This window comes from Variovorax gossypii (assembly GCF_003965815.1).
Lineage (GTDB): Bacteria > Pseudomonadota > Gammaproteobacteria > Burkholderiales > Burkholderiaceae_C > Variovorax > Variovorax gossypii.
Map to the genome: position 1 here is coordinate 40,552 of NZ_RXOE01000001.1, position 26,880 is coordinate 67,431.

21 protein-coding genes are annotated in these 26,880 nt (G+C 68.0%); 8 read left to right on the plus strand and 13 right to left on the minus strand.

Annotated features, from left to right (window positions below; genetic code table 11):
- Window positions 1-74: 74 nt before the first annotated feature.
- On the plus strand, window positions 75-3,593 hold the full coding sequence (gene dnaE, locus EJP69_RS00190) for a DNA polymerase III subunit alpha (RefSeq protein ID WP_093202824.1): 3,519 nt from the start codon (window positions 75-77) through the stop codon (window positions 3,591-3,593).
- A gap of 103 nt (window positions 3,594-3,696) precedes the next feature.
- Window positions 3,697-4,095 carry a YgiW/YdeI family stress tolerance OB fold protein gene (locus EJP69_RS00195; RefSeq protein ID WP_093202822.1) on the plus strand — a complete coding sequence of 133 codons (399 nt, stop codon included), beginning with the start codon at window positions 3,697-3,699 and terminating at the stop codon, window positions 4,093-4,095.
- On the opposite strand, the gene EJP69_RS00200 is transcribed toward EJP69_RS00195, so the two are convergent.
- The 13 genes from EJP69_RS00200 to ribD form a co-directional block, all read right to left on the minus strand.
- On the minus strand, window positions 4,079-9,298 hold the full coding sequence (locus EJP69_RS00200; RefSeq protein WP_126468363.1) for an AAA domain-containing protein: 5,220 nt from the start codon (window positions 9,296-9,298) through the stop codon (window positions 4,079-4,081). The genes EJP69_RS00195 and EJP69_RS00200 overlap by 17 nt on opposite strands.
- Window positions 9,295-10,515 (minus strand): SprT-like domain-containing protein, encoded by a 1,221-nt coding sequence (locus EJP69_RS00205; protein ID WP_126468364.1) that lies wholly within the window; start codon window positions 10,513-10,515, stop codon window positions 9,295-9,297. Before EJP69_RS00205 ends, EJP69_RS00200 begins: the two co-directional genes overlap by 4 nt.
- Window positions 10,516-10,576: 61 nt before the next feature.
- The gene (locus EJP69_RS00210) at window positions 10,577-12,307 is read right to left on the minus strand and encodes a peptidoglycan D,D-transpeptidase FtsI family protein (RefSeq protein ID WP_126468365.1); all 1,731 of its coding nucleotides are present in this window, start codon (window positions 12,305-12,307) and stop codon (window positions 10,577-10,579) included.
- 87 nt (window positions 12,308-12,394) lie between these two features.
- Complete coding sequence (gene tolA / locus EJP69_RS00215) at window positions 12,395-13,312, minus strand: cell envelope integrity protein TolA (protein WP_093306159.1); 918 nt, start codon at window positions 13,310-13,312, stop codon at window positions 12,395-12,397.
- 3 nt (window positions 13,313-13,315) lie between these two features.
- Entirely contained in the window at window positions 13,316-13,753 is a 438-nt protein-coding gene (locus EJP69_RS00220; RefSeq protein ID WP_093202808.1) for an ExbD/TolR family protein, read from the minus strand.
- A gap of 15 nt (window positions 13,754-13,768) precedes the next feature.
- Complete coding sequence (tolQ, locus tag EJP69_RS00225) at window positions 13,769-14,491, minus strand: protein TolQ (protein ID WP_093202806.1); 723 nt, start codon at window positions 14,489-14,491, stop codon at window positions 13,769-13,771.
- A complete protein-coding gene (locus EJP69_RS00230; RefSeq protein WP_126468366.1) occupies window positions 14,488-14,946 on the minus strand; it encodes a YbgC/FadM family acyl-CoA thioesterase in 459 nt (152 codons plus the stop codon). Before EJP69_RS00230 ends, tolQ begins: the two co-directional genes overlap by 4 nt.
- Entirely contained in the window at window positions 14,943-16,139 is a 1,197-nt protein-coding gene (locus tag EJP69_RS00235) for a pyridoxal phosphate-dependent aminotransferase (RefSeq protein WP_126468367.1), read from the minus strand. The genes EJP69_RS00230 and EJP69_RS00235 overlap by 4 nt, the downstream gene beginning before the upstream one ends.
- A gap of 88 nt (window positions 16,140-16,227) precedes the next feature.
- The gene (gene nusB / locus EJP69_RS00240; protein ID WP_093202799.1) at window positions 16,228-16,782 is read right to left on the minus strand and encodes a transcription antitermination factor NusB; all 555 of its coding nucleotides are present in this window, start codon (window positions 16,780-16,782) and stop codon (window positions 16,228-16,230) included.
- The gene (gene ribH, locus EJP69_RS00245; protein ID WP_093306166.1) at window positions 16,779-17,243 is read right to left on the minus strand and encodes a 6,7-dimethyl-8-ribityllumazine synthase; all 465 of its coding nucleotides are present in this window, start codon (window positions 17,241-17,243) and stop codon (window positions 16,779-16,781) included. Before ribH ends, nusB begins: the two co-directional genes overlap by 4 nt.
- Window positions 17,244-17,249: 6 nt before the next feature.
- Entirely contained in the window at window positions 17,250-18,407 is a 1,158-nt protein-coding gene (ribBA, locus tag EJP69_RS00250; protein WP_126468368.1) for a bifunctional 3,4-dihydroxy-2-butanone-4-phosphate synthase/GTP cyclohydrolase II, read from the minus strand.
- On the minus strand, window positions 18,404-19,060 hold the full coding sequence (locus EJP69_RS00255) for a riboflavin synthase (RefSeq protein ID WP_093202792.1): 657 nt from the start codon (window positions 19,058-19,060) through the stop codon (window positions 18,404-18,406). The genes ribBA and EJP69_RS00255 overlap by 4 nt, the downstream gene beginning before the upstream one ends.
- 44 nt (window positions 19,061-19,104) lie before the next feature.
- Window positions 19,105-20,226, minus strand: coding sequence for a bifunctional diaminohydroxyphosphoribosylaminopyrimidine deaminase/5-amino-6-(5-phosphoribosylamino)uracil reductase RibD (gene ribD / locus EJP69_RS00260; protein WP_126468369.1), 1,122 nt, complete (start codon window positions 20,224-20,226; stop codon window positions 19,105-19,107).
- A gap of 195 nt (window positions 20,227-20,421) precedes the next feature.
- Between ribD and EJP69_RS00265 the strand changes: the two genes are divergently transcribed.
- The 6 genes from EJP69_RS00265 to EJP69_RS00290 are packed head-to-tail and all read left to right on the plus strand — an operon-like array spanning window position 20,422 to window position 26,871.
- Window positions 20,422-20,922, plus strand: coding sequence for a GspH/FimT family pseudopilin (locus tag EJP69_RS00265; protein ID WP_126468370.1), 501 nt, complete (start codon window positions 20,422-20,424; stop codon window positions 20,920-20,922).
- Window positions 20,922-21,464 carry a type IV pilus modification protein PilV gene (gene pilV / locus EJP69_RS00270; protein ID WP_126468371.1) on the plus strand — a complete coding sequence of 181 codons (543 nt, stop codon included), beginning with the start codon at window positions 20,922-20,924 and terminating at the stop codon, window positions 21,462-21,464. Before EJP69_RS00265 ends, pilV begins: the two co-directional genes overlap by 1 nt.
- On the plus strand, window positions 21,461-22,288 hold the full coding sequence (locus EJP69_RS00275; protein ID WP_126468372.1) for a PilW family protein: 828 nt from the start codon (window positions 21,461-21,463) through the stop codon (window positions 22,286-22,288). Before pilV ends, EJP69_RS00275 begins: the two co-directional genes overlap by 4 nt.
- Window positions 22,285-22,977: a pilus assembly PilX family protein gene (locus EJP69_RS00280; protein ID WP_126468373.1), complete on the plus strand. Its 693-nt coding sequence runs from the start codon at window positions 22,285-22,287 to the stop codon at window positions 22,975-22,977. Before EJP69_RS00275 ends, EJP69_RS00280 begins: the two co-directional genes overlap by 4 nt.
- Before the next feature lie 53 nt (window positions 22,978-23,030).
- Window positions 23,031-26,399: a pilus assembly protein gene (locus EJP69_RS00285; protein WP_240651992.1), complete on the plus strand. Its 3,369-nt coding sequence runs from the start codon at window positions 23,031-23,033 to the stop codon at window positions 26,397-26,399.
- Between the two features lie 10 nt (window positions 26,400-26,409).
- Complete coding sequence (locus tag EJP69_RS00290; protein ID WP_093306176.1) at window positions 26,410-26,871, plus strand: type IV pilin protein; 462 nt, start codon at window positions 26,410-26,412, stop codon at window positions 26,869-26,871.
- Window positions 26,872-26,880: the final 9 nt, after the last annotated feature.

Genomic DNA, 26,880 nt, shown 5'->3' on the forward strand with positions numbered 1-26,880 from the left:
GCGGGGTGCGGCGGAGGGCAATTTCAGGGATTGCCAACCCACATCGTGGAGACGCTGCTTTCTACAATGCAAGCATGTTTGTTCACCTGCGCCTGCACACCGAGTTTTCCGTCGTCGACGGCACCAACCGAATCGACGATGTCGTCAAGGCCGCCGCTGCCGACAAGCAGCCCGCGCTGGCCATCACCGACCTGAACAACCTGTTCGGGGCCGTCAAGTTCTACAAGCAGGGCCGGGGCAAGGGCGTCAAGCCCATCGTCGGCGCCGAGGCCTTCGTTGACGGGCTGGGCAAGGAGCCCGGCGCCCTGACCCGCATCGTGCTGCTGGTGCAGAACATGGAGGGCTACCTCAACCTGTCCGAGCTGCTGGCGCGGGCGTGGACGCAGAACGTGGGCCGGGGCCAGTCGCAGGCGGCCTGCAAGCTCGAATGGCTGCAGGAGCTATCGGGCGGGCTGATCGCGCTTTCGGGCGCGCAGGCAGGGCCGCTGGGGCAGCCGTTGCTGCAGGGGCAGGGCGAGCGTGCCGCCGAGCTGGCGCTGCAATTGGCGGGCATCTTCCCGCACCGCTTCTACATCGAGCTGCAGCGTGCGGGCCGGCCTGAAGACGAGCCGCACGTCATCGCCGCGGTGCAACTGGCGGCCCGGCTGCACCTGCCGGTGGTCGCCACGCACCCCGTGCAGTTCGCCGAGCGCGAGGACTACGAGGCGCACGAGGCGCGCGTGTGCATTTCCGAAGGCGAAATCCTGGGCAACCCGCGCCGGGTGCGCCGCTTCACCGAGGAGCAGTACTTCAAGTCGAGCGCCGAGATGCAGGCGCTGTTCGCCGACGTGCCCAGCGCACTGGCCAACACGGTGGAGATCGCCAAGCGCTGCAATCTGACGCTGGTGCTGGGCAAGCCGCAGCTGCCGGACTTTCCGACGCCCTTCATCGCCGAGGGCGTGCGCATGCCCATCGACGACTTCTTCCGCCAGGAATCGTTCGACGGCCTCGAGTTGCGCCTGAAGCATCTCTACCCCGACGAGGCCAAGCGCGATGCCGAGCGCCCGCGCTACGTCGAGCGGCTGGAGTTCGAGATCAACACCATCCTGAAGATGGGGTTCCCAGGCTACTTCCTTATCGTGGGCGACTTCATCCAGTGGGCAAAGACCAACGGCTGCCCCGTGGGCCCGGGCCGGGGCTCGGGTGCCGGCTCGCTGGTGGCCTACGCGCTGAAGATCACCGACCTCGACCCGCTCGAATACAAGCTGCTGTTCGAACGCTTCCTGAACCCCGAGCGCGTCTCGATGCCCGACTTCGACATCGACTTCTGCCAGGGCAACCGTGACCGCGTCATCGACTACGTGAAGGACAAGTACGGCCGCAACGCCGTGAGCCAGATCGCCACCTTCGGCACCATGGCCGCGCGCGCGGCCATCCGCGACGTGGGCCGCGTGCTCGACATGAGCTATATGTTCTGCGACGGCATCAGCAAGCTGATTCCGAACAAGCCCGGCATGTCGGTCACGCTGCAGTACCCGCCCGAGAAGAAGATCGAGGGCGACAAGAACAACTACGCCATCGAGATGGAGCCGCAGCTCGCGGAGCGCATCGAGAAGGAAGAAGAAGTCAAGATGCTGGTCGAGCTCGCGCAGAAGCTCGAAGGCATGACCCGCAACATCGGCATGCACGCCGGGGGCGTGCTCATCGCGCCGGGCAAGCTCACCGACTTCTGCCCGCTCTACCAGCAGCCCGGTAGCGAATCGGCCGTGAGCCAGTACGACAAGGACGACGTCGAAGCCATCGGCCTCGTGAAGTTCGACTTCCTGGGCCTGGCCACGCTCACGATCCTGGAGATCGCGCGCGAGTTCATCATGAAGCGCCACAAGGGCCAGGAGAACTTCGCGTTCGAGAACATTCCGCTGAACGACGGGCCCACCTACAGGCTCTTCTCCGACGGCAAGACCGAGGCCGTGTTCCAGTTTGAAAGTCGCGGCATGCAGGGCATGCTGAAGGACGCTCGCCCCACGCGCCTGGAAGACCTGATCGCGCTGAACGCGCTGTACCGCCCGGGCCCGATGGACCTGATTCCCAGCTTCGTGGCGCGCAAGCACGGCCGCGAGGACGTGGAGTACCCGCACCCGGCCGTGGCCGAGATGCTCTCCGAGACCTACGGGATCATGGTCTACCAGGAGCAGGTGATGCAGACCGCGCAGATCCTGGGCGGCTACTCGCTCGGCGGCGCCGACCTGCTTCGCCGCGCGATGGGCAAGAAGAAGCTCGAGGAGATGGCCGAGCACCGCGAGAAATTCCGCGCGGGCGCGCTCAAGACGCACGGCATCGAGCAGGACAAGGCCGACGAAATCTTCGACTTGATGGAGAAGTTCGCGGGCTACGGCTTCAACAAGTCGCACGCCGCCGCCTACTCGCTGCTGGCGTATCACACGGGCTGGCTCAAGGTCCACTACACGGCCGAGTTCTTCTGCGCCAACATGACCGTGGAAATGGACGACACGGACAAGCTCAAGCTGCTGTTCGAGGACGCCCAGAAGAACTTCGGCATCACCTTCGAGCCGCCGGACGTGAACCGCGGCAACTACCGCTTCGAGCCGGTCACCAACAAGATCATCCGCTACGGCCTTGGCGCCGTGAAGGGCACGGGCCAGCTCGCGGTCGAGGCCGTGGTGCGCGCGCGCGAGGAGGGTGGGCCGTTCAAGAGCCTGTACGACTTCTGCGTGCGCATCGACCGCCAGCGCATCAACAAGCGCACCGTGGAAGCGCTCATCAAGGCCGGCGCCTTCGACGCCATCCAGCAGAACCGTGCGTCGCTGGTCGCCTCGCTGGACCGCGCCTTCGAATTCGCCAACGCGACGGCGGCCAACGCATCGCAGGTCGACATCTTCGGCGACTCCGAGCATGGCTCCGCCACCGCCGAGCCCGACCTGGTCGACGCCACGCCCTGGGGCGTGAAGGAGCGCCTGACGCTGGAGAAGACGGCCATCGGCTTCTACCTCTCGGGCCACCTGTTCGACGAGGTCTCGCACGAGGTGCGGCGCTTCTGCAAGCGCGAGATCACCGACCTGCTCGACAGCCGCGACCAGCAGGTCATCGCCGGCATCGTGAGCGACTTCCGCGTCATCAACGGCCAGCGCGGCCGGCTTGCGATCTTCAAGCTCGACGACAAGTCGGATTCCATCGACGCCACGGCCGACGAGGCGCTCATCAACGCCAACCGCAACACGCTGAAGGACGACGAACTCGTCATCGTGAGCGGCCGGCTGCAGCCCGCACGCGGCGGCTTCGAGGCGCGCTTCCAGGTGCAGCAGGTGTGGGACCTGGCCTCGGCGCGCTGCCGCTTCGGCAAGTTCCTGCGCGTGGCGGTGAACGGCAAGGCGCCCGACATCGCGCGGCTCTTGAAGGACTTTCCGCCGCGCACCGAGCAGACCGAGGTCGGCGACCTGATCCAGGGGCTGCCGGTGCGGCTGTCGATGGCACGTTCGGGCGCGCAGGTCGAGCTGCAGCTGGGCGACCGCGCGAAGTTCTTCCCGACCGACGCGGCCTTGGCCAGCTGGACCGCGCAGGCCGAAGCGGGCAAGGCGCTGATCGTCTACGACTGATTTCTGCCGGCGCGATGACAAGTGCCCGGCGGGCGTGGGCTCTTTGAGGCCCTCGCTACGATGCCTCTCGCTTTTCAATCATGAAGCTCAGGAGGATCCCGCCATGAAGAAACAGTCCCTCGTCGTTGCCCTGGCCCTGGCATTGCCCTTTGCCGCCTCGGCCCAGTACACCGGCCCGAGCACCCAGCCGGCAGCCGGATCGGGCACGCCGTATGCCGGCCCGAGCACCGTGCCGACGATGAGCGTGAAGCAGCTGCTCGACACCGGCAAGGACGACCAGCACGTCACGCTGCGCGGCTTCATCGTGTCGCACGACGGCGGCGAGCACTACACCTTCGCGGATGAAACCGGCCGCATCAAGGTGGAGATCGACGCCAAGCATTTCCCGCCGGGCGTGAAGATCGACGACAAGGTGCGCGTCGAGGTCACGGGCGAGTTCGACAAGGACCTGATCGGCAGCAAGGTCGAACTCGACGTGAAGCGCCTCAGCGTGCTGCGCTGATTTCCTCCTTGGACGCAGCCCCGGACTTCGCCAGGGCCTGCTCGATCTGCTCGAGCACCGCGTCGGGCTCGTGCAGCCAGTCCTTGCCCAGCACCTGAATCACCCGCCAGCCGAAGGCATCGAGGATGCGCGGGCGCGAAACGTACCGCTCCAGCACGTTGCGGTTCTCGTAGTGCGTGGCGGTGTCGACCAGGATGCCGAGCGCGTAGTGGCCATCGTTCGGGGATGAACCGGGCGTGCGCAATGCCAGGTCGCAGCGGAAGCGCGACTGCCCCACCTGTTCGTCCACCGCATGGCCGCGCGCACGCAGCGCGGCGGCGATCTGCGCCGTCACCTCGTCGGCCCGCGCATGACGCGGACCGCCACTGCCGCGCGTGAGCGGATTCATGCCTTCGAGCACTCGCCTTGCCGTGCCCGCATCGCCGCGCGAGAGGCATTCCGAATAGCGCAGGAAATTCTTCAGCGCGGCCGCGCCCTCGTTGTGGTCGTTGGTGATCGCCTCGTGCCGGATGGTCGAGACCACCGCCATGTGATGCCGCGCGCGGCTGAAGATCACGTTGAGCCGCTTCTCGCCGCCGCGCTGGTTGATCGGCCCGAAGTTCATCAGCATGCGGCCCTCGGCGTTCGGGCCATAGCAGATGCTCAGCAGGATGACGTCGCGCTCGTCGCCCTGCACGTTCTCCAGGTTCTTGATGAAGAGGCCGCAGAACTGGTCGTCCTCCTCGCGCACGTACTCGGCCTCGAGCCGTGCCGCGAAGGCGCTGTCGACGGAGGCCAGCGCTTCCAGCTCTTCCTCGATCTCGCCCTGCTGCGCCTCCGAGAAGGCCACGATGCCCAGGCTCAGGCCGGTCTCGCGGCGCAGCAGTTCGCGCACCAGCTGCGCGATGTGGCGCGCCTCGCCCTCGTTGACGCGGCTCTCGTACACCGCGTCGGTCACGCGGTGGAAGCTGATGGCGCGCGAGAGCAGCGCGTCGGCTTGTGCGGCCACCGATGCGTCCGAGGGGCTGCGCGACTGCACCAGGATCTCATCGCGCTCTGGCGCCGGCAGGCTGCGGTCGGGAATGGTGTAGAGGTTGCCCGCGTAGAAGGCCGCGTTCGAGAAACCGATGAGCGACTCGTAGCGGCTGCGGTAGTGCCACGCCAGCAGCGTGGCGGGCAGGTTGCGCGCGCCCTGGTTCAGGAGGCTGTCGGCGTCGAGCACCACGGCGATGCGGTCGCCTTCCTCCTCGACCGAGACGGTGTCGTCCTCGGGGTCGCGGCCGGACGAGAAGAAGCTGGTCGGCGGCAGCTGCATCTCGTCGCCCACCACGATGATCTGCGGCGCGCGATACAGCGCGGGCACGGCTTCCTCCACCGGGATCTGGCTGGCCTCGTCGAAGATCACCACGTCGAACAGGTCGGCCGCCAGCGGCAGCGTGTCGGACACCGACAGCGGGCTCATGAGCCAGATCGGCTTCATGTCGCGCACCACCTGGCCGGTGTCGCCGCTGGCGAGTTCGCGGATCGCCTTGTAGCGCATGGTCTTGCCGAACTCGTGCTCGAGCTCGCGGCGGCCGGCGTTGTAGCTCTTCTTGAAGAGCTTGCCCTCGGCGTCGAGCTGGCTGGCTGAAAGAGCGCTCTTCTGCACATGGTCGCGAAAACGCTGCCGCACCGCGGCGGCGAGCGTGCGGGCGTTGCGCTCCAGCAGCTTGCGCTCGGCCTCGGCCAGCCGTTGTGCATGGCGCGCGAGCGCGGCGCCGTCGAAGCGCGGGAGCCAGCGCTCGGCGCGATAGACGCGCTCCAGGCTTTCGCGGGCCACGGCGTATTCGATGGCATCGGGCGGCAATGGCAGGGTGCGAAGCGCCGTGGCGACGGCCGGATCGGCATCGGCCAGTTCCTGCAGCGGCACCAGCACCGAGGGCAGGGCATCGGCCTGTTCGCGCAGGGTGCGGGCCAGCTTTTCGAGCGCGTCCAGCGGCTGGCCGGCGGCGTCGTGCAGCAAGTCGCGCAGCAGGGCGTCGAGCGTGTCGACGTGCACGCCGGCTGCGGCAAGCTGCTCGACGCTGCGGGCGGCGGCGCTGGCGCCGGTGCGCAGATGGGCCTGGAATTCCGCGCGCAGGCCGGCGCTGCTGTCGGGACTGCGCAGCGCCTGCAGTTGCTGCACGAAGGCTTCCGGGTCGGCGCAGCCGTAGTCGGTCTCGATCCGTGCCTGGTGCTTCTGCACGGCCGCGCGGGCCGTGTGCTCGGCCAGCAGCTGTTCGAGGATCTGGCTGGGCTGCGGGCGCACCGCATGGGCCGCGAAGTTGTAGCGCCGCTTGAGTTCGCCGTTCAGGCGCCACCACGAGGGCTTGAGCCAGCGCAGCAGGGAGCCCTGCTGGGCGCGGGCCTGCGCGAGGCCGGCTTCGGTGTCGGCGGGCGTGAGCTTGTCGCGCCACTGGGCGGTGCGCTGCAGCGCTTCGTCCAGCGCCTGCGTCAGGCCGTGGCGCTCGGTCATGGTGTTGCCGAGCGCGAGGCTGTCGGCGTGCGTGCCGTCGAGCAGGCTGAGCTGTCCGCGTGCGGCCAGCGAGGCTACGCGTCGCGCATCGGCCACTACGGCCAAGGCGTCCGCCCATGTGGCGCGGGCTTCGGCGAGCGGCGGCCAGGCGCCGGCCAATGCATCGCGGCAGGTGCCGCTCGAATCGGCGGTGAGTTCGGAGAGTTCGACCAGCTTCGCCAGCGGCTTTTCCTGCCGCAGCAGCGAGGGCGCGAGCTGCGCGAACGCGTGCTGCGCAAGGCTCGCCGTGCCCAGGCTTTCGGTCACGGCCAGGTGCAGGCGCGAGATGAGTTCCGCATGGCCGCGCCATGCGGCGAAGGCGGGCAGTGCCTCGGCCTGCAGCGGCGTCAGCGTCGGGTCATGAGGCTTGAGCGCGATCAGCCGAGAGACCAGTTCGCGCAGCGTCACTGCGATATGTGCCGGCACCTCGCGCATTGCGGCGTCGAAGCGTTCCAGCGCGCGCAGGTCGAGTTCCATCGCATCGACCAGCTGGCCGCGTTCGGCGCTTTCCTGCGCCAGCTCCTCGGGGGCTTCGAGCCAGTGCTCGTAGGTCTTGCGCAGGTTCTGCACGAAGGCCTTCTTGTCGCCCTGCGAGTCGTGGATCATGCAGCACAGCTCGTCCAGCCCCTGCTGGCGCAGGCGGTGGAACACCACGTCGATGGCGGCGCGCTTCTCGCACACGAAGAGCACGCGCTTGCCGCGCCCCACGTAGTCGGCGATCAGGTTGGTGATGGTCTGCGACTTCCCGGTGCCCGGCGGTCCCTGGATGATGTAGCTGGTGCCCGTGCGCGCCAGCGCGACGGCGGCGGTCTGCGTGGCATCGGCCTGCACCACGGGCCACTGCTCGGCCAGCGGCAGCGAGGGCGGCGCCTCTGCATCCACCTGGCGCGGCTGCAGCGAGAACACGCGGTCGAAGGCCTCGTTGGCGATGCCGGACTCGGCCAGCCCCGAGTAGTCGCGCACCAGCGACATCTTGCGGTGGTTGAAGTTGCCCAGCGTCACGGCCGTGAGGTCGATGTCCCACTGGTACGGGTTGCCGGTGCTTTCGCGCAGCTCGATGGTCTTGCGTTCGGTTTCGGCCGAGGCGGCGGCGGGAGCCATCTGCGGCGCACGCGGCTGCGGCCTTGCGCCGACGGCGTCTCGCACCGGCAGCGGCACGCCGCGCACGCGCGCGTGGAAAAGCTGCAGCCCCAGTGGGCGGAAGTCGTCCTGCGCGTAGCTGAAGTCGTGCACCGCCGTCGGCAGCGCCGACGCGGCGCGCACGCGGGTGCGCCGCTTGAACTGTTCGAGCCGCTGCCGCGCGCGCTGGTGGATCAGCGCGATCTCGGGCTGGCGCACCAGCCGCAGCTGCACGCCGGGCTCGCTCTGCACGATCTGCGCTGCGAGCTGGGCGTGGAACTGCTCGATGGTGGTCTCGCGCAGGTCCACCGTCTCGGGCAGCACGATGCCGTAGAGCTGGCGCAAGTGGTGCCGCAGCGTGGGGTTGACCTGCGCCTCGCTGGCCGAGGCCTCGAGCAGGTACTGGTCGCGCACGCCTTTCTTGCGCGTGAGCTCCACCGGCAGCATCAGCAGCGGCGACGCGATGCGCTCGGCCGCGTCTTCCTTGAGGTTGTGCCAGCGCAGGAAGGCGATGACCAGCGACAGCTGCGAGAAGCCGTATTCGGAGCGATCGCGCCGCGCCTCCTGCAGGATACGGTCGAGCGCGCCGGGCAGGTAGGGCTGGTCCTCGAAGCGTAGCCAGCGCGCCAGCGGCACGGGGCTGCACGCGGTGATGTCGGAGGCGAAGCGGCCGTCCCACAGGCAGAGCTGGTCGACGCGGATGCTGTGCATGTCGACCACCAGCGGCACGCTCGCGATAGTGAGGTTCACGTGCGCCTGCGTGGGCTTGAAGTACAGCAGCCGGTTGCGCCGCGACAGGTCGAACAGTCGGTCGCGCAGGTGCAGCTGGATCGCCTCGCGGCGCTGGCCGGCGCCGTCCTTGGCGGGAGCGATGCGTTCCAGGCCCAGGTCCAGCGGCTGGTCGCGGTAGGTTTCGAGGCGGCGGATCACCGAGGGCAGGTCGCGCGCGCGCTCGTGGCGGTCGAGCGCCGTCATCTCGAAGATCACCGCCGCCACCACCGGATGCAGCCGGCGGTTGAGGTTGAACAGGTTGCCGCGGTTCGCGACGAAGCGACCCAGCTCTTCGCCGTCGTTGAAGTCGAGCCCGCAGGAAAGGCTGGCGAGCACCTGGCCCAGGCACAGGATGTCGCTGAGCGCGTCGTGATGCGCGAAGCGCTGCTCCCAGGCGCCGTAGCCGGGCAGGTAGACCGGGCGCGTGGGCAGTGCGTCGGGCGCGGCGTTGGCCATGAGCATGAGGTTCTCGACCGAGAAGCCGGCATCGGCGTCGATGGTGACGCGCTGTTCGCCGACCACGCGCAGCACCGACGTGGCTGGCTGCTCGAGCGGCGCGATCGCTTCGAGGTTGCGGCGCGGCTCGGTGCCTTCGGGCTGCGCGAGCGCGAGCGCCGGGGCCTCGATGACGCGGTAGGCAAACGCGCTGCCGAGGGCGGCGACCTTGCCCTGCTCGTGCAGGGCGGACACCTCGCGCAGCAGCGGCAGCACCAGCTTGAGCACGTCGTCGGTCTGCAGGCCGCCGTGCGCGTCGGCGGCGTCGATCAGCTGCAGCAGGGGGGCGGATGCCTGTGTCGTCATGTGGTCGCGGCTTGCTGGTGCTGGGACTGCGCCTTGTCGAGCAGGGCGGCGGCTTCGCGCTTCACGCGCGTGAGGTTGCGCTTGGGAAAGCGCATGTCCTTGACCACGCGCTGCTCCAGCGGCCCGGCGCAGCCCAGTGCTTCGGCGATGCCGAGCGCGGCGGCCAGGGTGACGTCGTCGAGCTCGGGGTCGGCCGCGACGAAGTCGACCAGCACGCTGGCCATGTAGTCGTGCAGGCCGGCGGGCACCTCCTCGGGCGGGGGCATGGCCGAACCGGGCGGCTTGAAGTCGGGGAAGAAGCGGCGCGCGTGCGCCAGCAGCGGCTCCGACTGCAGGAAGGGCCGCTGCAGCAGCTGCGCGATGGTGGCACGCGTGATCGCGCCCACGCGCTGCTGGCCGAGGATGTCGAGCGTGCCCAGGTCGAGCGGGCCTTCGAGCGCGCCGGCCAGCCATTCGTCGGCATCGGGCTCGCGTTCGGTCCACAGGCGCAGCGCACGGGCGCGCACGAACACTTCGGGGTGGCTCGTGCCGCGCGTCTGCATGTCGGGCGCGGCGCAGATCTCCTCGGCCTGCTGCAGGTAGCTGGCGGCGTTGACCTGGCTCAGGCCGGTCTGCACTTTCACCAGCGCGCTCACCGCCGGCTCCAGCGAGCCGCAGGCCACGCAGCCGCCGCGATCGGCAAAGGCTTCGGTGTAGAGCGCGTAGCGGCGTGCCGCCTGCAGGTGGCTGGCATCGGCGCGCGGATCGGCCGCGGTGGCGTTCAGCAGCCGGTCGACGACGTGGTACCTACCGCCGTCGAGCTCCCACAGCAGGTAGTGGGCCAGCTCGTGACCCAGCACGGCCTGCATCTCGGCGCCCTGCAGGCGCTCCAGCAGCGGGCCCGAGAGCACGATGTGCGCCTCGCCGGGCATGAAGTGGATCGCGGCGTTCATCGCGCCGTCGCCCGCCTGGTAGAGCGTGACGGACGCGGTGATGCCCAGCCGCTGCGAGGCGAGCTGAGCATGCGCATGCAGCTCAGGGTGCGCGGCCGCGTCGAGCCGGTAGGAGTTGCGCAGCAGTTCGGCGCGCACGGCGGAGGCGTGCTCCTCGCGCGCCTCGGCGGAGGCGGCCCAGCGCCAGACCTCGGGCTCGTTCGCCTCAAGCCATGCGGCCAGGGCGCGCTGGTAGGGCAGCGGAGTCAGGTCCTCGAGGCTTACGGCAGGGGTGGTTTCGACCATGTCAGGAGCGCCGGCAACAAATGTTGCCGACGATCCTAAACGAGCATGGAGGCAGCTCGGTTCAGTGCGCCATCGACGTCACGGCGAGATCGGGCACCACGTTCATGATGCGCAGCGTCTGCTGCACCACCTGGCTGAACACCGGCGCGGCCACGAGGCCGCCGAAGTACTTGCCGGCGCTGGGCTCGTCGACCATCACCGCGACGATGATGCGCGGCTTGTCGATGGGCGACATGCCCGTGTACCAGGCGCGGTACTTGTTGCTCGCGTAGCCCTTGCCCACCTGCTTGTGCGCGGTGCCGGTCTTGCCGCCCACCGAGTAGCCCACGGTCTGGGCCAGCGGCGCGGTGCCGCCGGGCGCGGCGGCCATGTGCATCATCTGGCGCACCTCGCTGGCCACCAGCGGCGAGAACACCTGCACGCCGGCGGGTTCCTCGCCGTGGTTCTTCAGCAGGCTGATGGGGATCACCTCGCCGTCGTGCGCGAAGGCCGTGTAGGCATGCGCGATCTGGAACAGCGACGCCGACAGGCCGTAGCCGTACGACATGGTGGCCTGCTCGATCGGCCGCCACGACTTCCACGGCCGCAGCCTGCCGGTCACCGCGCCGGGGAAGGGCGTCTGCGGCTTCTGGCCGAGGCCTACGGCGGTGAGCGAATTCCACATCTCCTGTGCCGACATGCGCTGCGAGATCTTGGTCGCGCCGACGTTGCTCGACTTCTGGATCACGCCTTCGACCGTGAGCACGCCGAAGTTCTCGTCGTCGTGGATGGTCGCGCCCGAGACGGTGATGCGCCCTGGATTGGTGTCGATGATGGTCTTGGGCGTGACCCGGCCCAGCTGCAGCGCGGTGGCGACGGTGATGGGCTTCATCGTCGAGCCGGGCTCGAACACGTCGGTCATCGCGCGGTTGCGCAGCTGCTCGCCGGTGAGGCTGTGGCGGTCGTTGGGGTCGTAGCTCGGGTAGTTGGCCATGGCCAGCAGCTCGCCCGTCTGCGCATTCACCACCACCACGCTGCCGGCGCGCGCCTTGTTGGCGATGACGGCGTCGCGGATCTTCTCGTAGGCCACGAACTGCACCTGGTCGTCGATGCTGAGCTGGATGTCGTGGCCGGGCGTGGGCGGCACCTGGTCCTCGGTGTCCTCCACGATGTGGCCCAGCCGGTCCTTCAGCACGTGGCGCGAGCCGGCCTTGCCGGCCAGGTCGTGGTCGAAGGCGAGTTCGATGCCTTCCTGGCCGATGTCTTCCACGTTGGTGAAGCCCGCCAGGTGCGCCGCCGCCTCGCCCTCGGGGTACTGGCGACGGTAGTCGCGGCGCAGGTAGACGCCCTTGATGTTGAGCGCGGCAACCTGCTTCGCCACGGGCTCGTCGACCTGGCGCTTGACCCAGACGAAGCTCTTGTCCTCGTCTTCCAGCTTCTTGTCGAAGTCCTTCTGCGGCATGCCGAGCAGCTTCGCGGCCTGCCTGAGTTTTTCCTGCGTGGCCGGGTCGTCGCGCTCGATGTCTTCCGGAATGGCCCAGATGCTGGGAGCGGGGATGTCCGAGGCCAGGATCAGCCCGTTGCGGTCGAGGATGCGGCCCCGGTTTGCCGGCAGCTCCAGCGTGCGCTGGTAGCGCACCTCGCCCTGGTGCTGGAAGAAGTCGTTGGCGAAGATCTGGACGTAGGCTGCGCGCCCGGCCAGCAGCAGGAAGCCGAAGGCGACGCTGGCCACGATGAACTTGCTGCGCCACACGGGAGTGGGGCTGGCGAGCAGGGGACTGCTGCCGTAGCGGATGCGGCCGTTGGGGGTCATGAGCCTCGATTATCGAGTTCCGGGTGACGTGCAAGTCACCCGGAAGGGGCCCATTTTCTTAGCTGCGCGTTAGGCGCAGGCTGGAAATCAGCGCTTGGGTCGCAGCGTGACGATCAGCGACGGGAAGATGCGCCCGTCGGTGTCGCGAGGCAGCTTGTCGGTCTTGCGCAGGCCGCGCTCGGCGGCGTCGTCCCAGCCGGGCAGGCCGCTCGACTTGCTGAGCTTCACGCCGACGATGGTGCCGTCGGGTGCCAGGCTCACCTCGAACTCGGCCGCCGGGTTGCCGTTCACGGTGTCGGCATCGGGGAAGGTGATGTTCGGGCGCACCGCGGCGGCGATGCGGCCGGCATAGCCGCTGGACGGACCGGACGTACGTTGGGCCGTGCCGCGCGAGTCGTCGCTGCCGGTGGCATTCGCAAGGCCCTGCATGCGCTTGAGCGCGGCGGCGCGGTCGGCGGCTGCCTGCTTCGCGGCGGTTTCGGCCTTCTTCTGCTCTGCCTGCTTGGCCTCGGCCTCCTGCTGCTTCTTCTGCTCGGCCAGCTTCTGCTGCTGTTCCTTCTTGCGCTGGGCTTCGTCCTCGGCGCGCTGCTTGGCTTCCAGCTCTTTTTTCTTCTGCTGCTGTTGCCGCTCGAGTTCGCGCTCCTGCTGTTCCTTCTGCTCCTTGAGCTTCTTCTCGCGCTCGAGGGCGATGTCGGGAGCCTTCGGTGCGGGGGCGGGCTCGGGAGCCTTCGCTGCAGGCGGGGGCGGCGGTGCGGGGGCGGGCGGCGGTGGCGCGGGAACGGGAGCGGGTGCCGGCGGTGCCTGCAGGCGGGGAGCCGCCTGCTGCACCGTGGAAGACCACAGCTCCGCATCGACGGCGCCTTCGTCGGCGTCGCTGCGCCAGCGCACGCCCCAGGTCAGCGCCGCGATCAGCAGGCCGTGAGCGATGAGCGCCAGTACCAGTGCACGCCCAGTGCCGCGTTGCGGCGGCGGTGCGAACTCGGGGCGATCCAGTGCGAGCGACATGCCTTATTTGCCGCCCGTGGTCGTGACGGACAGGCCCACGCGCTCGATACCGCTGCGCTTGAGCTGGTTCATCGCCTTCACGACGGTTTCGTACTTCACGGCCTTGTCGGCGCTGATGACCACCGGGCGCTGGTCGTCGCCGCCCTGGGCCTGCTTGGCGGCCGAGCCGATCTGGGCCATGGGAATCGAGGTGCCGCCCGTGCCGGTGGACGGGTCCTTCTTGATCTGCACTTCGTCTTCGCTCTTGATGACGATCTCGATGGGCTTGTCGGGCTGCTTGCTGGCGCGGTCGACCGAGGGCAGGTTGATCACGCTCGGCGTGATGAGCGGCGCGGTGACCATGAAGATGATCAGCAGCACCAGCATCACGTCGATGAACGGGACCATGTTGATCTCGTTGATCGTCCGGCGGCCGCGGCCCCGGGATGAAACGGCGGGCATGCGCTGCGCCTCCGTTCAGCGGTTGGCCGGAGCCACCGAGGAGCCCGCGCCGCCGGCGGCCGGGTTGGCCGACAGGTTGCGCTGCAGGATGTTGGAGAACTCCTCGATGTACGTTTCGAGGGCGATGGCGATCTTGTCGATCTCGCGGGCGAAGCGGTTGTAGCCCACGACCGCTGGAATGGCGGCGAAGAGGCCGATGGCGGTGGCCACCAGCGCCTCGGCGATGCCGGGGGCCACGGTGGCCAGCGTCACCTGTGCCAGGGCGGCAAGGCCGGTGAAGGCGTGCATGATGCCCCATACGGTGCCGAAGAGGCCCACGTACGGAGAGACGGAGCCGACGGTGGCCAGGAAGGAGAGGTTCTGCTCGGCCGCATCGAGTTCGCGCTGGAAGCTCGCGCGCATCGCGCGGCGGGCGCCGTCGAGCAGCGTGCCGGCGTCGGTGACGTGGCGCTCGCGCAGCTTCTGGTACTCGCGCATGCCGGAGGCGAAGATGCGCTCCATGGGGCCGGCGAACTTGGCGTTCTGCGCGGCGGAGGCGAAGAGTTCGTTGAGGCTGGTGCCCGACCAGAACTCGCGTTCGAAGTCGTCGTTGAGGGCCCGCATGCGCCGCAGCGCGAAGTACTTGCGGATGATCGCGGCCCAGCTTGCGATCGAGACGATCACGAGCAGCAGCACGACCAGTTGCACCACGAAGCTCGCATGGAGCAGGAGATTGATGATGGAAAGGTCTTGGTTCATGGCTTGAAAGGTTGAGTCATGGAGCCGCTGTAGCGCTCGAGGGTTCCCGTCACCTGTTTCGGGATGCGTGCGGGCCGAAGTGTGGCCGCGTCCACCCATCCGATGCGGATCGCGCCTTCGCACAGCAGGACGGGTTCGGAGGCCCCCGTTCGCTCCTGCTCTGTTTTCGATAGCACGCGCTGTCCGATTATCAGTGACGCGGTGCCCAGTTGTTGAAGATCGGCCGTAACGAGCAGTTCGTCGTCCAGTCGGGAGGGTCGATGGTATTTGAGCTGTGTCTCGCTCACCACGAACTGGCCGCCGGTTTCCTCGCGCAGCTTGCGCTGCTCCACGCCCAGGGAGCGCAGCCACTCGGTGCGGCCGCGCTCCATGAACTTCAGGTAGTTGGCGTAGAACACGATGCCGCCGGCGTCGGTGTCTTCCCAGTAGACGCGGATCGGGAACGCGTAGCTCATCGGGCCCGGTTCTCTGCCATCGCCCGCAGGCGTTCGATGGACTCCTGGAGATGCGCCATCGAGCTGGCAGTGGAGAAGCGCACGAACTTCGCGGTCTCGGCGGTGCCGAAGTCGCGACCGGGCGTGACGGCGACGTGGGCGCGCTTCATCGTCTCGAAGGCGAAGTCCCAGCTGCCCGAGATGCCGAGCTTCTCGGCGAAGGAAGTGCAGTCGGCCCAGGCGTAGAAGGCGCCGTCGGGCACCACGGGCACGTTCAGGCCCAGCGCGTTCAGCTGCGGAATGAACCAGTCGCGGCGCGCCTTGAACTCGGCGCGGCGGCGTTCGTACTCGGCGATGCTCTCGTCCTCGAAGCAGGCCAGCGCGGCGTATTGCGACACCGTGCTCGCGCAGATGAAGAGGTTCTGCGCCAGGCGCTCGACGACCGGCACCAGCACTTCGGGCACCACCAGCCAGCCGAGGCGCCAGCCGGTCATGTTGAAGTACTTGCTGAAGCTGTTGATGCTGATGACGTTCTCGTCGATGGCCAGCGCCGTCTGACCGAAGGCATCGTCGTAGGAGAGGCCGAGGTAGATCTCGTCGATCAGCGTGATGCCGCCGCGCTTGGACACCACTTCGTGGATGCGGCGCAGCTCGTCGGGCGCGATGGAGGTGCCTGTCGGATTCGAGGGCGATGCCAGCAGCACGCCGCGCGTCTTGTCCGTCCAGGCGGCCTCGACCTTGGCGGCCGTGAGCTGGAAGCGTTCCTCGGCCGTGGTCGGCAGCAGCACCGCCTTGCCTTCGGCCGCGCTCACGAAGTGGCGGTTGCACGGATAGCTCGGGTCGGGCATCAGGATCTCGTCGCCCGATTCGATCAGCGCGAGACAGGCCAGCTGCAGCGCGGCCGAGGCACCGGCGGTGACGACGATGCGGCGGGCCGGCACGTCGACGTTGAAGCGCTGCCGATACCAGGCGCTGATGCGTTCGCGCAGGTGGTCGAGGCCGGTGGCCTGCGTGTACTGCGTGGCGCCGGCGCGCACCGCGCGGGCGGCGGCTTCCTGCACCAAGGGCGGGGCGGTGAAGTCGGGCTCGCCGATGTTCAGGAAGATCATCGGCCGGTCGGTGTGGGCGACCTCGCGGGCCAGCACGCCGGCGGCCTTGGCCACTTCCATCACATAGAAGGGCTCGATGCGCTGCGCGCGCGTGGAAATTCTCATCGCACCCCCAGGCTGCGGCGCTGCGCGCCTTCGCCAACCCCCTCGCAAGCGAGGGGGCGAGCGCCTTCGGGCGGCCGTGCGGCGCTCCTCATGCTCGCGCTTTCCCCGAAGCGCGGTCCGCTTCCACTTCGAGCGGCCGAAGCTGCGGCGCCAGCCCGTTGAGCACAGCATTCACGTACTTGTGGCCATCCGTGCCGCCGAACTCCTTGGCCAACTCGATGCACTCGTTGAGCACCACGCGCCAGGGCACGTCGGGGCAGTTCTGGAATTCGTAGACGCCAATCCACATCACGGCGTGCTCGATGGGCGAGATCTCCTCGAACTTGCGGTCGAGCAGCGGGCGGATCAGCGCGTCGAGCTGTTCAGCGCCTTCGATGGAGCCGTGCAGCAGCGCGTCGTAGTGCAGCGCGTCGGCCTTGTGGAAGCCCGCGAGGTCGCGCGTGAAGTGGTCGATGTCGGTCGGATCGTTGCGGCCCACCAGGTGCTGGTAGAGCGCCTGCAGCGCGAATTCGCGCGCACGGGTGCGGTTCGACTTGGCCGCAGCCTTGCGCACGCCGGTGCTGGTGAGGCCCACGCGCGACTGCTTGGGCTTTTCGCCGGCGGCCTTCAGGGCCTTGAGGGACTTGGAGCGGTCTTCGGTCATGAAAGGGTGGCCAGCAGTTGCGCCATCTCGACAGCCACGCGGGCAGCGTCGCGGCCCTTGTCGGTCTGGCGGGCGACGGCCTGTTCGAGGTTTTCGGTGGTGAGGATCGCGTTGGCGATGGGCAGGCGGTAGTCGAGCGCAACGCGGCTCACGCTCGCGCCCGATTCGTTGGCCACGAGTTCGAAGTGGTAGGTTTCGCCGCGGATGATGCAGCCCAGCGCCACGAGCGCGTGGTAGCCGCCGCGCTCGGCCAGCGCCTGCAGCGCCACGGGCACTTCGAGCGCGCCCGGCACCTGCAGGTGGTGGATATCGCTGGCGGCCACGCCCAGCGCCTCGAGCTCGGAGAGGCAGGCCGAGGCCAGCGCGTCGGTGATGTCGGCGTTGAAGCGCGCCTGCACGATGCCGATGCGCAGTCCCTTGCCGTTGAGCGGCGTCGTTTCGCCCTTGTTTGAACCTTGCATGGTCTTTCAGTCTTTCGTGAGGTAGCCGGCGATCTCGAGGCCGTAGCCCGCTGCCATGCTCGGCATGCGGCGCGGCGTGCCCAGCAGGTTCATCTTGTGCACGCCGCATTCGCGCAGGATCTGCGCGCCGATGCCGTAGCTGCGCAGGTCCATGCGGCCGCGCTCGGGTGCCTGCGCGGGGCGCGCGGTGCCGTCGAACTGCGCGAGCAGCTCGCCGGCGGTCTCGCCGCAGTTCAGCAGCACGGCCACGCCCTTGCCCTCGTTCGCGATGTGCGAGAGGCTGGCGTCCAGGCTCCAGGAGTGCAGCGAGCGGTTGATTTCGAGCGCGTCGAGCACCGACAGCGGCTCGTGCACGCGCACCGACACGGTCTCTTCGGGCGTCCACTTGCCGCGCACCAGCGCGAGGTGCACGCCGTGGCTGGGCTTGTCGAGGAAGGCGTGGGCGGTGAAGGTGCCCCAGGCGGTCTGGATCTCGCGGCAGCCGACCTTCTCGACCAGCGATTCGACGCGGCTGCGGTGTTCGATGAGCGCGGCGATGGTGCCGATCTTGATGCCGTGCTCGGCCGCGAAGATCTGCAGGTCGGGCAGGCGGGCCATGGTGCCGTCTTCGTTCATCACCTCGCAGATCACCGAGGCGGGCGAGCAGCCGGCCATGGCGGCGAGGTCGCAGCCGGCTTCGGTATGGCCGGCGCGCATCAGCACGCCGCCGTCCACCGCCTGCAGCGGGAAGATGTGGCCGGGCTGGACCAGGTCGGCGGCCACGGCGTTGGGCGCCACGGCGGCCTGCACGGTGCGCGCGCGGTCGGCGGCCGAAATGCCGGTGGTCACGCCCTCGGCCGCCTCGATGGAGACGGTGAAGGCGGTCGAATGCTTGGCGCCGTTGCGCTGGACCATCGGCGGCAGCTGCAGCCGCTCGCACATCTCGCGCGAGAGCGTGAGGCAGATCAGGCCGCGTGCGTGGCGGGCCATGAAGTTGATGGCCTCGGGCGTGATGTGGTCGGCCGCGATGACGATGTCGCCTTCGTTCTCGCGGTCTTCCTCGTCGACGAGGATCACCATGCGGCCGGCGGCGAGCTCGGCCACGATCTCTTCGACCGAGGAGATCGGGGCTGGAGCGCGCGTGGCGCGGGAAGCGGCGCCGATCGGCGTGACGGAGGCGTTCATTTGGAGATGTCCTTGGATGGAGTCGGTGTGAGCACGCCCGCCTGAAGCATGCGCTCCACGTAGCGCGCCACGGTGTCGATTTCTAGGTTGACCTTCGAGCCGGCCTTCAGGCTGCCCAGGGATGTGTTCTCGACGGTGTGCGGGATCAGGTTGATGCTGATCTCGGCGCCGTCGGCGATGTCCTTGACGCTGTTGACCGTGAGGCTCACGCCGTTGATGGTGATCGAGCCCTTGTAGGCGAGGAAGCGGGCCAGGGCGACGGGTGCGACCACGCGAAGCTCCCAGCTTTCGCCGACCGGCTCGAACCGGCTGACGCTGCCGATGCCGTCCACGTGGCCCGAAACGATGTGGCCGCCGAGGCGGTCGCTCGCGCGCAGGGCCTTCTCGAGGTTGATGCGGCTGCCTTCGTCGGTCAGGCCGGCGGTCTTGTCGAGCGATTCGGCCGAAATGTCGATGGTGAACTGCTGGCGCTCGGGAGCGAGCGTGGTGACGGTCATGCAGGCGCCGTTGAGCGCGATGCTGTCGCCGAGACCGACGTCGTCGAGGTAGCCGGCGGGCACCTCGATGCTGAGTCTCTTGCCGTGGGAGGAGGTGGTGCCGAGGTCGTGGATGGCGGCGATGCGCCCCACGCCGGTGATGATTCCGGTGAACATCCGCGCATTTTCGCAGAGAACGAAGGGGCTTCGCGGCGGGCGGGCTAGAAGGCGTCCCTTCCGGCCACCCTGGCCACGATCCGCAGGTCGGGGCCGACCTGTCCGAGGCTGCGGAATTCCAGGGGCAATGCGCCCGCTAATTCGGTCAATGGCCCGCCGGCGTGGATGCCGGAGGCGATGTCCAGCCCGTCGCCGATCAATTTCGGTGCCAGATAAACCAGCAGCTCGTCGACAAGGCCTTCGCGAAGCAGGGAGCCATTGAGCTTGTGCCCGGACTCGACGTGCAATTCGTTGACTTCGCGGCGGGCGAGATCCTTCAGCATCGCCGCCAGGTCGACCTTGCCCTGTGCGTTGGGCAGGCAGGTGACGGTGGCGCCGCGCGCCTCGAGGGCGGCGGCTTTCTGTTCATCCTGTACCGCCGCGTAGATCCAGACCGCGCGGCCGGGCATGAAGAGCTTCGCGCCCGGAGGCGTCTGAAGCTGGCTGTCGACCACCACCACGCGCGGCTGTCGCGTGGTCTGCACAAGACGCACGTCGAGCCTGGGATCGTCTTCGATCACCGTGCCCACGCCAGTCAGCACCGCGCTGGCGCGTGCCCGCCAGGCATGGCCGTCTGCGCGTGCCGGCTCGGACGTGATCCACTGGCTCACGCCGTTGCGCAGGCCGGTCTTGCCGTCGAGCGAGGCCGCGACCTTGAGCCGCACCCACGGCGTCTTGCGGACCATGCGGCTGAAGAAACCGAGGTTGAGTTCCCGAGCCTCATCGGCGCCAGGGCCGACCTCGACTTCGACGCCGGCGGCGCGCAGCCGACCGAAGCCTTGACCCGCGACCAGCGGATTGGGGTCGGCCATCGCCGCCACGACCTTGCCCACGCCGGCCGCGACCAGCGCATCGCAGCACGGGCCGGTGCGGCCATGGTGCGAGCAGGGCTCCAGCGTGACCCAGGCAGTTGCACCGGCAACCGAATTGCCTCGCGCCGCCGCGTCGCGCAGCGCCATGACCTCCGCGTGCGGGCCGCCGACCTGTTGGGTGTGGCCCTGGCCGATCACCGTGCCGTCGGGAGCGACCAGCACGCAGCCGACGCGTGGATTCGGATCGGTTTCCGGGCCGGCCTGGCGCGCGAGATTCAGCGCCTGAATCATGAAATTTGGATTTTCTTTTGTCATTCTTTTGTTAAATCAAATTCGCTGCAAATGTGAATTCGGAATCGATCGAAAACAATTCGCCTTCGATCTATTTGTTTTGACCGTTTGTCGTGCGAATTCCTTTTGGCGGGAAATTGCATAAATAGAATTCGCGGCCATTTCAATCAGGGAGAAACGCCAGTCCGGCACGTGGTGCAAGGCGACAGGCGGCACGACATGGAAAACAAGGGATTCTGCGCGCCTGAGGGGGGCTTCACGCTCATCGAGATGATGGTCGTCATAGTACTGATGACCGTGCTGCTGGCGATGGCGCTGCCCAGCTTCACCGGCCTCATCGAACGGTATCGGGTCGAGGGCATGGCCAACGCGCTGGTCGCGAGCGTGAGCCAGGCGCGAGCCGAGGCGGCCCGGCGCGGGACGACCGTGACCATCCAGCAGCGCGCGGAGTGCCGGGGCCGGGATTGGAGTTGCGGCTGGGACACGCTGGTCGCAAGCGGAAGCTCCAGCGAAACCCTCAAGCGGCAGGACCCCGACGGCCGGGTCGCGATCGAGAAGAACACGGGCGGCGCCATGTCGTTCGACGCGATGGGCTATTCGACAGGCGCGACCAGCTTCGGCTTTCGCCCGTCGGACAGCGACAGCTCGCCCAATGCCGTCGCGGTGTGCCTGTCGCTCGGCGGGCGCGTCAAGCTGGTGAAGGGGGGCGGATCGTGCTGATGCCGGGCGCTTTTACCCGCCGGCCGGGCGGTGCGCAGGCGGGCTTCTCGATGATCGAGGCCCTGGCGGCGCTTCTCGTGCTCTCGCTAGGACTGCTGGCACTGGCCGGCTTCCAGATCCGCGTGCTGACCGACAGCGTCGGCGCGAGCAACCAGAACATCGCCATGCAACTGGCCGGCGATATGGCCGACCGCATCAGGGCCAATCCCGTAGCCGGTGCCTCAACGGTCAGCCCCTACGTGGCCGACTGGTCGCCTGCGGATGAGGACGAGCCGAAGCCCTCGTGCGTGAGCGCCGCTGCCAGTTGCAATGCCGCCGAGCTTGCGGCGCACGACCTGTGGAGCTGGAAGCACGCGGTGGCGGCTGCGCTGCCCGGCGGTCTGGCCGACGTGCAGGGCAGGGCGGCAGCCGGCGGCATGCTGTTCATGCACATTGCCTGGGACGAACCGGCGGTGCTCAATCCGATCGCCCCCGCCCCCGGTTGGCAGTGCCCCACGGGCAAGGCCTGTCTCGAAGTCTCCGTCGCGGTGCCGCAGCCATGAGCCGCAAGTCGATCGCGCCCGAGTCGCGGCAGGCGGGCTTCACGCTGGTCGAGTTCCTGGTCGCGCTGATCATCGGCATGCTCGTCGTGCTGGCCGCCATCGCGACCATGCTCGGCACGCGCAGTACCGCCATGACGGGCGACGACGTCAATGCGCTCAATCAGTCGTCGGCCCTGGCGTTCAGACTGCTGGGGCAGCAGATCCGGCAGGCCGGATACATCCCCATCGATGCCACCGAGCCGCTCTACTACTTCAGCGTGAGCCCCGGCAAGGGCACCAATCTCACGGGCGAGCCGGCCTTCTTCGCGATCCGGGGCGTGGAGTCTCCCGGCGGTGCGGAGAACGACAGGCTCAAGCTCGGCTACGCGCCGAACCCCGACTACTTCAAGGACTGCCTGGGGCAGGAGCCCGGGCGTGCATCGGGCGGCGGGTACGACGCAGCCGACCCTGCCGCGTCGGGCAATGCGAGGCTGATCACCAGCGAGTTCTCGGTGGACAACAAGGGCGTGCTCAGGTGCCGCGGCAGCGGCAATGCGACGCCGCAGCCGGTCATCGACGGCGTCGAGCGTTTCGACGTGATGTATGGCGTCAATGCAAGGGCCGGGAGCCAGCAAGTGGTGCGCTACGTGACGGCCGACGACGTCGCGGACTTCAACAGCGTTCGCACGGTGCGCATCTGTCTTCAGCTCGTCGGTACCTCGAAGAGCAACCCCGGCGGCAGCCATACCGACTGCAACGGGGAGTCGCGCACAGGCAGCGACGGCAGGCTGCGGCGCGTCTACACGGCGGTGTTCTCGCTGCGCAACGACCTGGGGGCGCTATGAGATCGAGATCGCTCCGCGGTCCTGCTGGCGAGCGCCCGGTGCAGCACGGCTTTTCGCTCTTCATCGTGATGATCATGCTGCTGCTCTCGGCGCTGCTGGTGATCGGCGGCGCGCGAACGGCCCAATTGCTCGAATCGGTGGCGGGCAATCAGCGCGAATACCAGCGTGCCTTCGAGGCGGCCGAAGCCGCACTGCTGGATGCGGAGCGCGACATCCGGCAGCTGGCCTTCGATTCCGCGAGCAAGACCTATGTGGCGTGCGCGGCGCTTGCCGCATCGCGCTGCCGCAAGGCCGAAGACGGCCGCGTCTTCCCCGACCGCGACACCGGCTGGGTGACCGCCTACATGAACGACGGGGCCGACAGCTGTGCGCGAGGCATCTGCTACTTCTCCGCGCTCGATTCGGTGGCGGCCGCCTCCGGCAGCGAGGCCTACCGGTTCTGGACCCGCGATGCGTACAGGGACGGGCACGCGTCTTATGGGCAGTTCACCGGAGCGCCCGATGCCGGCAGCCCGGCGCTGATGGGTGCCAGGTACTGGATCGAGGTCATCGACCGAAGGAACAGCAAATATCCGCTCTACCGGATCACAGCGGTCGCGACCGGCGCGCGCTCGCCGAGCCTGACGGGCGGCACGCGGGTCGAACTGCAGGCGTCCTTCGACCCGGACCCGGTCAGAGGGGTGAATTGAGCATGGCGGGAGGGATACATATGAGCATCACCGGAATTTCGAAGAGGACCACCGTGTGCGGACTTGTCTTGGCACAGTCCATCGGCTGCGCCGCGCCGTATCCACTGGCGCAGGTGCCGCGCAACACCGCGGTCAAGGAGCCGGCGCCCAACGTGATCGTGTCGGTCGACAACTCGGGCAGCATGGATTTTTCATCGCGTGCATCCGATGGAAATAGCTCGGTCGTCGGAATCCCCTCTCGAATGGAAGCGCTGAAGGCCGCCTTGAGAGAGAACTTCGCGGAGGCCAACATTCCCAACGACCGGATCCGCCTTGCCTGGCAGGCGATGAACGTCGACAGCCGCAACAGCAACGACAACAACTGTGTCGGCTTCTTCGGGGACACCTCGCCAGGCCGCTACCGGGCAGGCAAATGCCGTATCGGAGGCGGCAGCAATGCGAACCTGATGCGTTCGCTGGACGGCGCGCATCGCGCCAATTTCATGGCCTGGGTCGATTTGCTGGTTCCTTACGGCGGAACGCCCCTGCACGCCATGATGACCCGCGCCGGCGAATACATGAAGACCACCGGCAGGTTCAGTCCGTATTCGGACGATCCGGGAGTGGAGGGGGCCGCGACGTCGGGTTGCCGCAGGTCCTTCCACATATTCATGACGGATGGCGACTACAACCTCTTCGGATTCAACCAGGATCCCAATGAACTCAACATGCCGGCCATCGGTAACGAGGACGGGACGCGCCGCGTCCTGCCCGACTCCGTGGCCTATGTGCCGCGCGCGCCCTACAAGGACAACGTTGGCGCCGTCCACGATGTTGCCAACTGGAGCAAGGATGCGTGGTGGGGCAACTGGACGCCCAAGACCGAATACCGCCCAACCCTGGCCGACATGGCCTTCCACTACTGGGCCAGCGACCTGCAGCCGGGTATTCCGAACAATATTCGGAAGATCGTTGCCGAGGCCGGCACCGTGGCGGTCGGTTCGGAGGCAGTCCCCGAGTACTGGAATCCGAAGAACGATCCGGCCGGCTGGCAGCACCTGACGACCTACACCATCGGATTCGGCGCTGCCTCTTCGTGGGCAGGCGTTCCCGTAATTTCGTCGGGAGCTGCACAGCCTACCTACAGCGGCGACTATGCGCGGTTGGTCGACGGCACGGTCGCATGGGCGGACCCGTTGGCGAGCACGCTGGGGATGCAAGCCTGGAATACTTTCAACGGTGGCAGCGGGTACTACCAGGAGAAATCTTCCAACGCCGCCGCCGTGCGCATGGACCTGTGGCACGCCGCGCTCAACAGCCGCGGCACCTTCACGCCGGCCTCGAACGCCCGGGCGCTCGACAGCGCCTTCAAATCGATCCTCGGGCAGATCATGACCGACACGCGCCTTCCGCTGACCTCCATCGCCGCCAGCGGCTCCAGGGTGTCGACAGGCACGACCGTCTACCAGGCCGGCTACGACTCCGCAGACTGGTCGGGCACGCTCACCGCCACGAGGTTCGGCGCCGACGGCAGGCTGGCATCCTCGTCCGTCTGGTCTGCGCGCGATCTGCTCGACGCGCGCATGGCGACGCCGGGAGCCCACGGCAGCGATCGCAAGGTGCTCAGCTTCTCGGGCACGACCGCGGCAACGGCCACCCGTGCCGCGACCAGCGGCTCCGGCGTGCCGTTCCGGTGGAGCCGCTTGAGCAACGCGCAAAAGGATGCGCTCAAGGGCAGCACCGACACCGACACGGCAAGCACGGCGCTGGGTCAGGGCGTGCTCGACTTCGTTCGCGGCGACCGCAGCAACGAGGGCACCGGCCTGGGATTGCGCAAGCGCGCCCACGTGCTCGGCGACATCGTGGGCTCCGGCGTCTGGTACGCCGGAAAGCCCAGGAGCGGCTTCACCAACGACGCCTACGCCAGGTTCGCCGCGAGCGTTGCCCGTGCGCCGATGGTCTACGTCGGCGCCAACGACGGCATGCTGCACGCCTTCAACGCGTCGACCGGCAGGGAAGAGTTCGCCTATGTGCCCGAAGGCCTCTTCGGCACGGCCGAAGCGCCGGGGCTCAAGCGGCTCAGCGAGGGCGCCTACTCGCACAGGTACTACGTCGACGGCAGCGCCTTCGTGGCGGACATCTACATGGGCAGCAGCGGGGCGACAACTGCCGCCAGGGTCACGGACGCCGAGAAGGCGGCGCAGTGGAGGTCCCTGCTCGTGGGCACGCTGGGAGCGGGCGGCAAGGGCTACTTCGTGCTCGATGTCACCAGGCCCGAAAACATCGAGGAGAGCCAGGCGGCCAGCGTGGCGCTGATCGACACGACCGCGCTTGCCGACGAGGACCTTGGCCATCAGTTCCAGCAACCCACGCTCGATTCCTTCTCCGGGCGAGCGCTGCAGGTGGCGCTGCTGAACAACGAGCGCAAGGCCTTGATCCTGGGCAACGGCTACAACAGTAAGAGCGAGAAGGCCGTGCTGTGGATCCAGTATCTCGACGGCGACAAGGCGATCCTGAAGATTCCCGCGCCCGCCATGCAGAGGGCCGGAACCGGCAACGGCCTGTCCGCGCCGCGCCCGGTGGATCGCGACGGCGACGGCAAGGTCGATCTCGTCTACGCCGGAGACCTGCTCGGCAACCTCTGGAAATTCGACCTGAGCAACTCCGACAGCCGCAAGTGGAAAGCCACCATGGGCCCGGTCGCCCCGAAACGTTCGACCGCTGCCGCATCCAGCCTCGACAACAAGCCGCTGTTCGCGGCCGGAGCCGCGCAGCCGATCACGGCGGCGCCGGTGGTCGTCGGGCATCCGCGTGGCGGCTACATGGTGGTTTTCGGCACCGGGCGGCTGTTCGCCTCCAGCGACGAAGGCTCGACCGCCGACCAGTACCTGTACGGCATCTGGGACCCGGCCAACGGAAACACCGGCACCGCGACATTGACCGACCTCGTGGCGCAGACGATCGGCACCACTCCTGTCGAGGAAGCCGATGTCGCGTTGCGCACCGTCTCCCGCAGAGGCGTGAGCTACACCGGCTCCGACGCCAGGCGCGGCTGGCACCTGAAGCTGCCGACGGCGGGGGAACGCATCGTCTATTCCGGTGACGTGCTGGGCAGTGGTGTCGGGCTGTTCTCGACCACCATTCCCGGCTCGAGCAGCAATTCGATCGATTGCACTGCCGGCACGGGCGACGACGGCTGGTCGCTGGTGGTCGACTTCTTCAGCGGCTCGGCCCCCGAGGGCATCGCCTACACCAGCTCCGGAGCGGTGGGGGCCTATCTGGGTTTCCGGAATCGCTCGGGCAGGGACGACATCGTCTTCGAGCCGCAGGACCGCGAAAAAGGCAAGGACGTGATCTGCAATGCCGCTGGCGACTGCAAGACGCCGAAGCGGCCGGACATCGTGCGCCGCTTCGGCTGGCGCAGCCTGATCTCGACGAACTGAAGACCAATCCATGAAAAAGCACCCAAGGCCACAGGCTGGCAAGCGGACGTACTCGCGCGGCTTCACCCTGATCGAACTCATGGTCGTGGTGGTCGTGATCGGCATCCTCGCCGCCATCGCCTATCCGAGCTACACGCGCTATGTGCTGAGGGCCAAGCGGGCCGACGCGAAGCAGCAATTACTGCAGGCTGCGCAATGGACCGAGCGCTACCTGACTGCCAATGGCGGATATCCGCCCGCCAGCGTCGCGCTGCCGGCGGGGCTGAGCCAATCGCCGTCGTCAGGCTCGGCCAGCTATGTCATCAGCTACGGCACGAGGACCGCGACCACCTACACCCTGCGAGCCGTGCCGCAAGGGGCGTCGAGAGGCGATGAATGCGGAACGCTCACGGTGAACCAGCAGGGCGTCAAGCTGGCGGCCGGCCGCGTCAGCGCCTCGGATGCGCTGGTGCAGCTCTGCTGGAACCGCTGAACGCGGGCA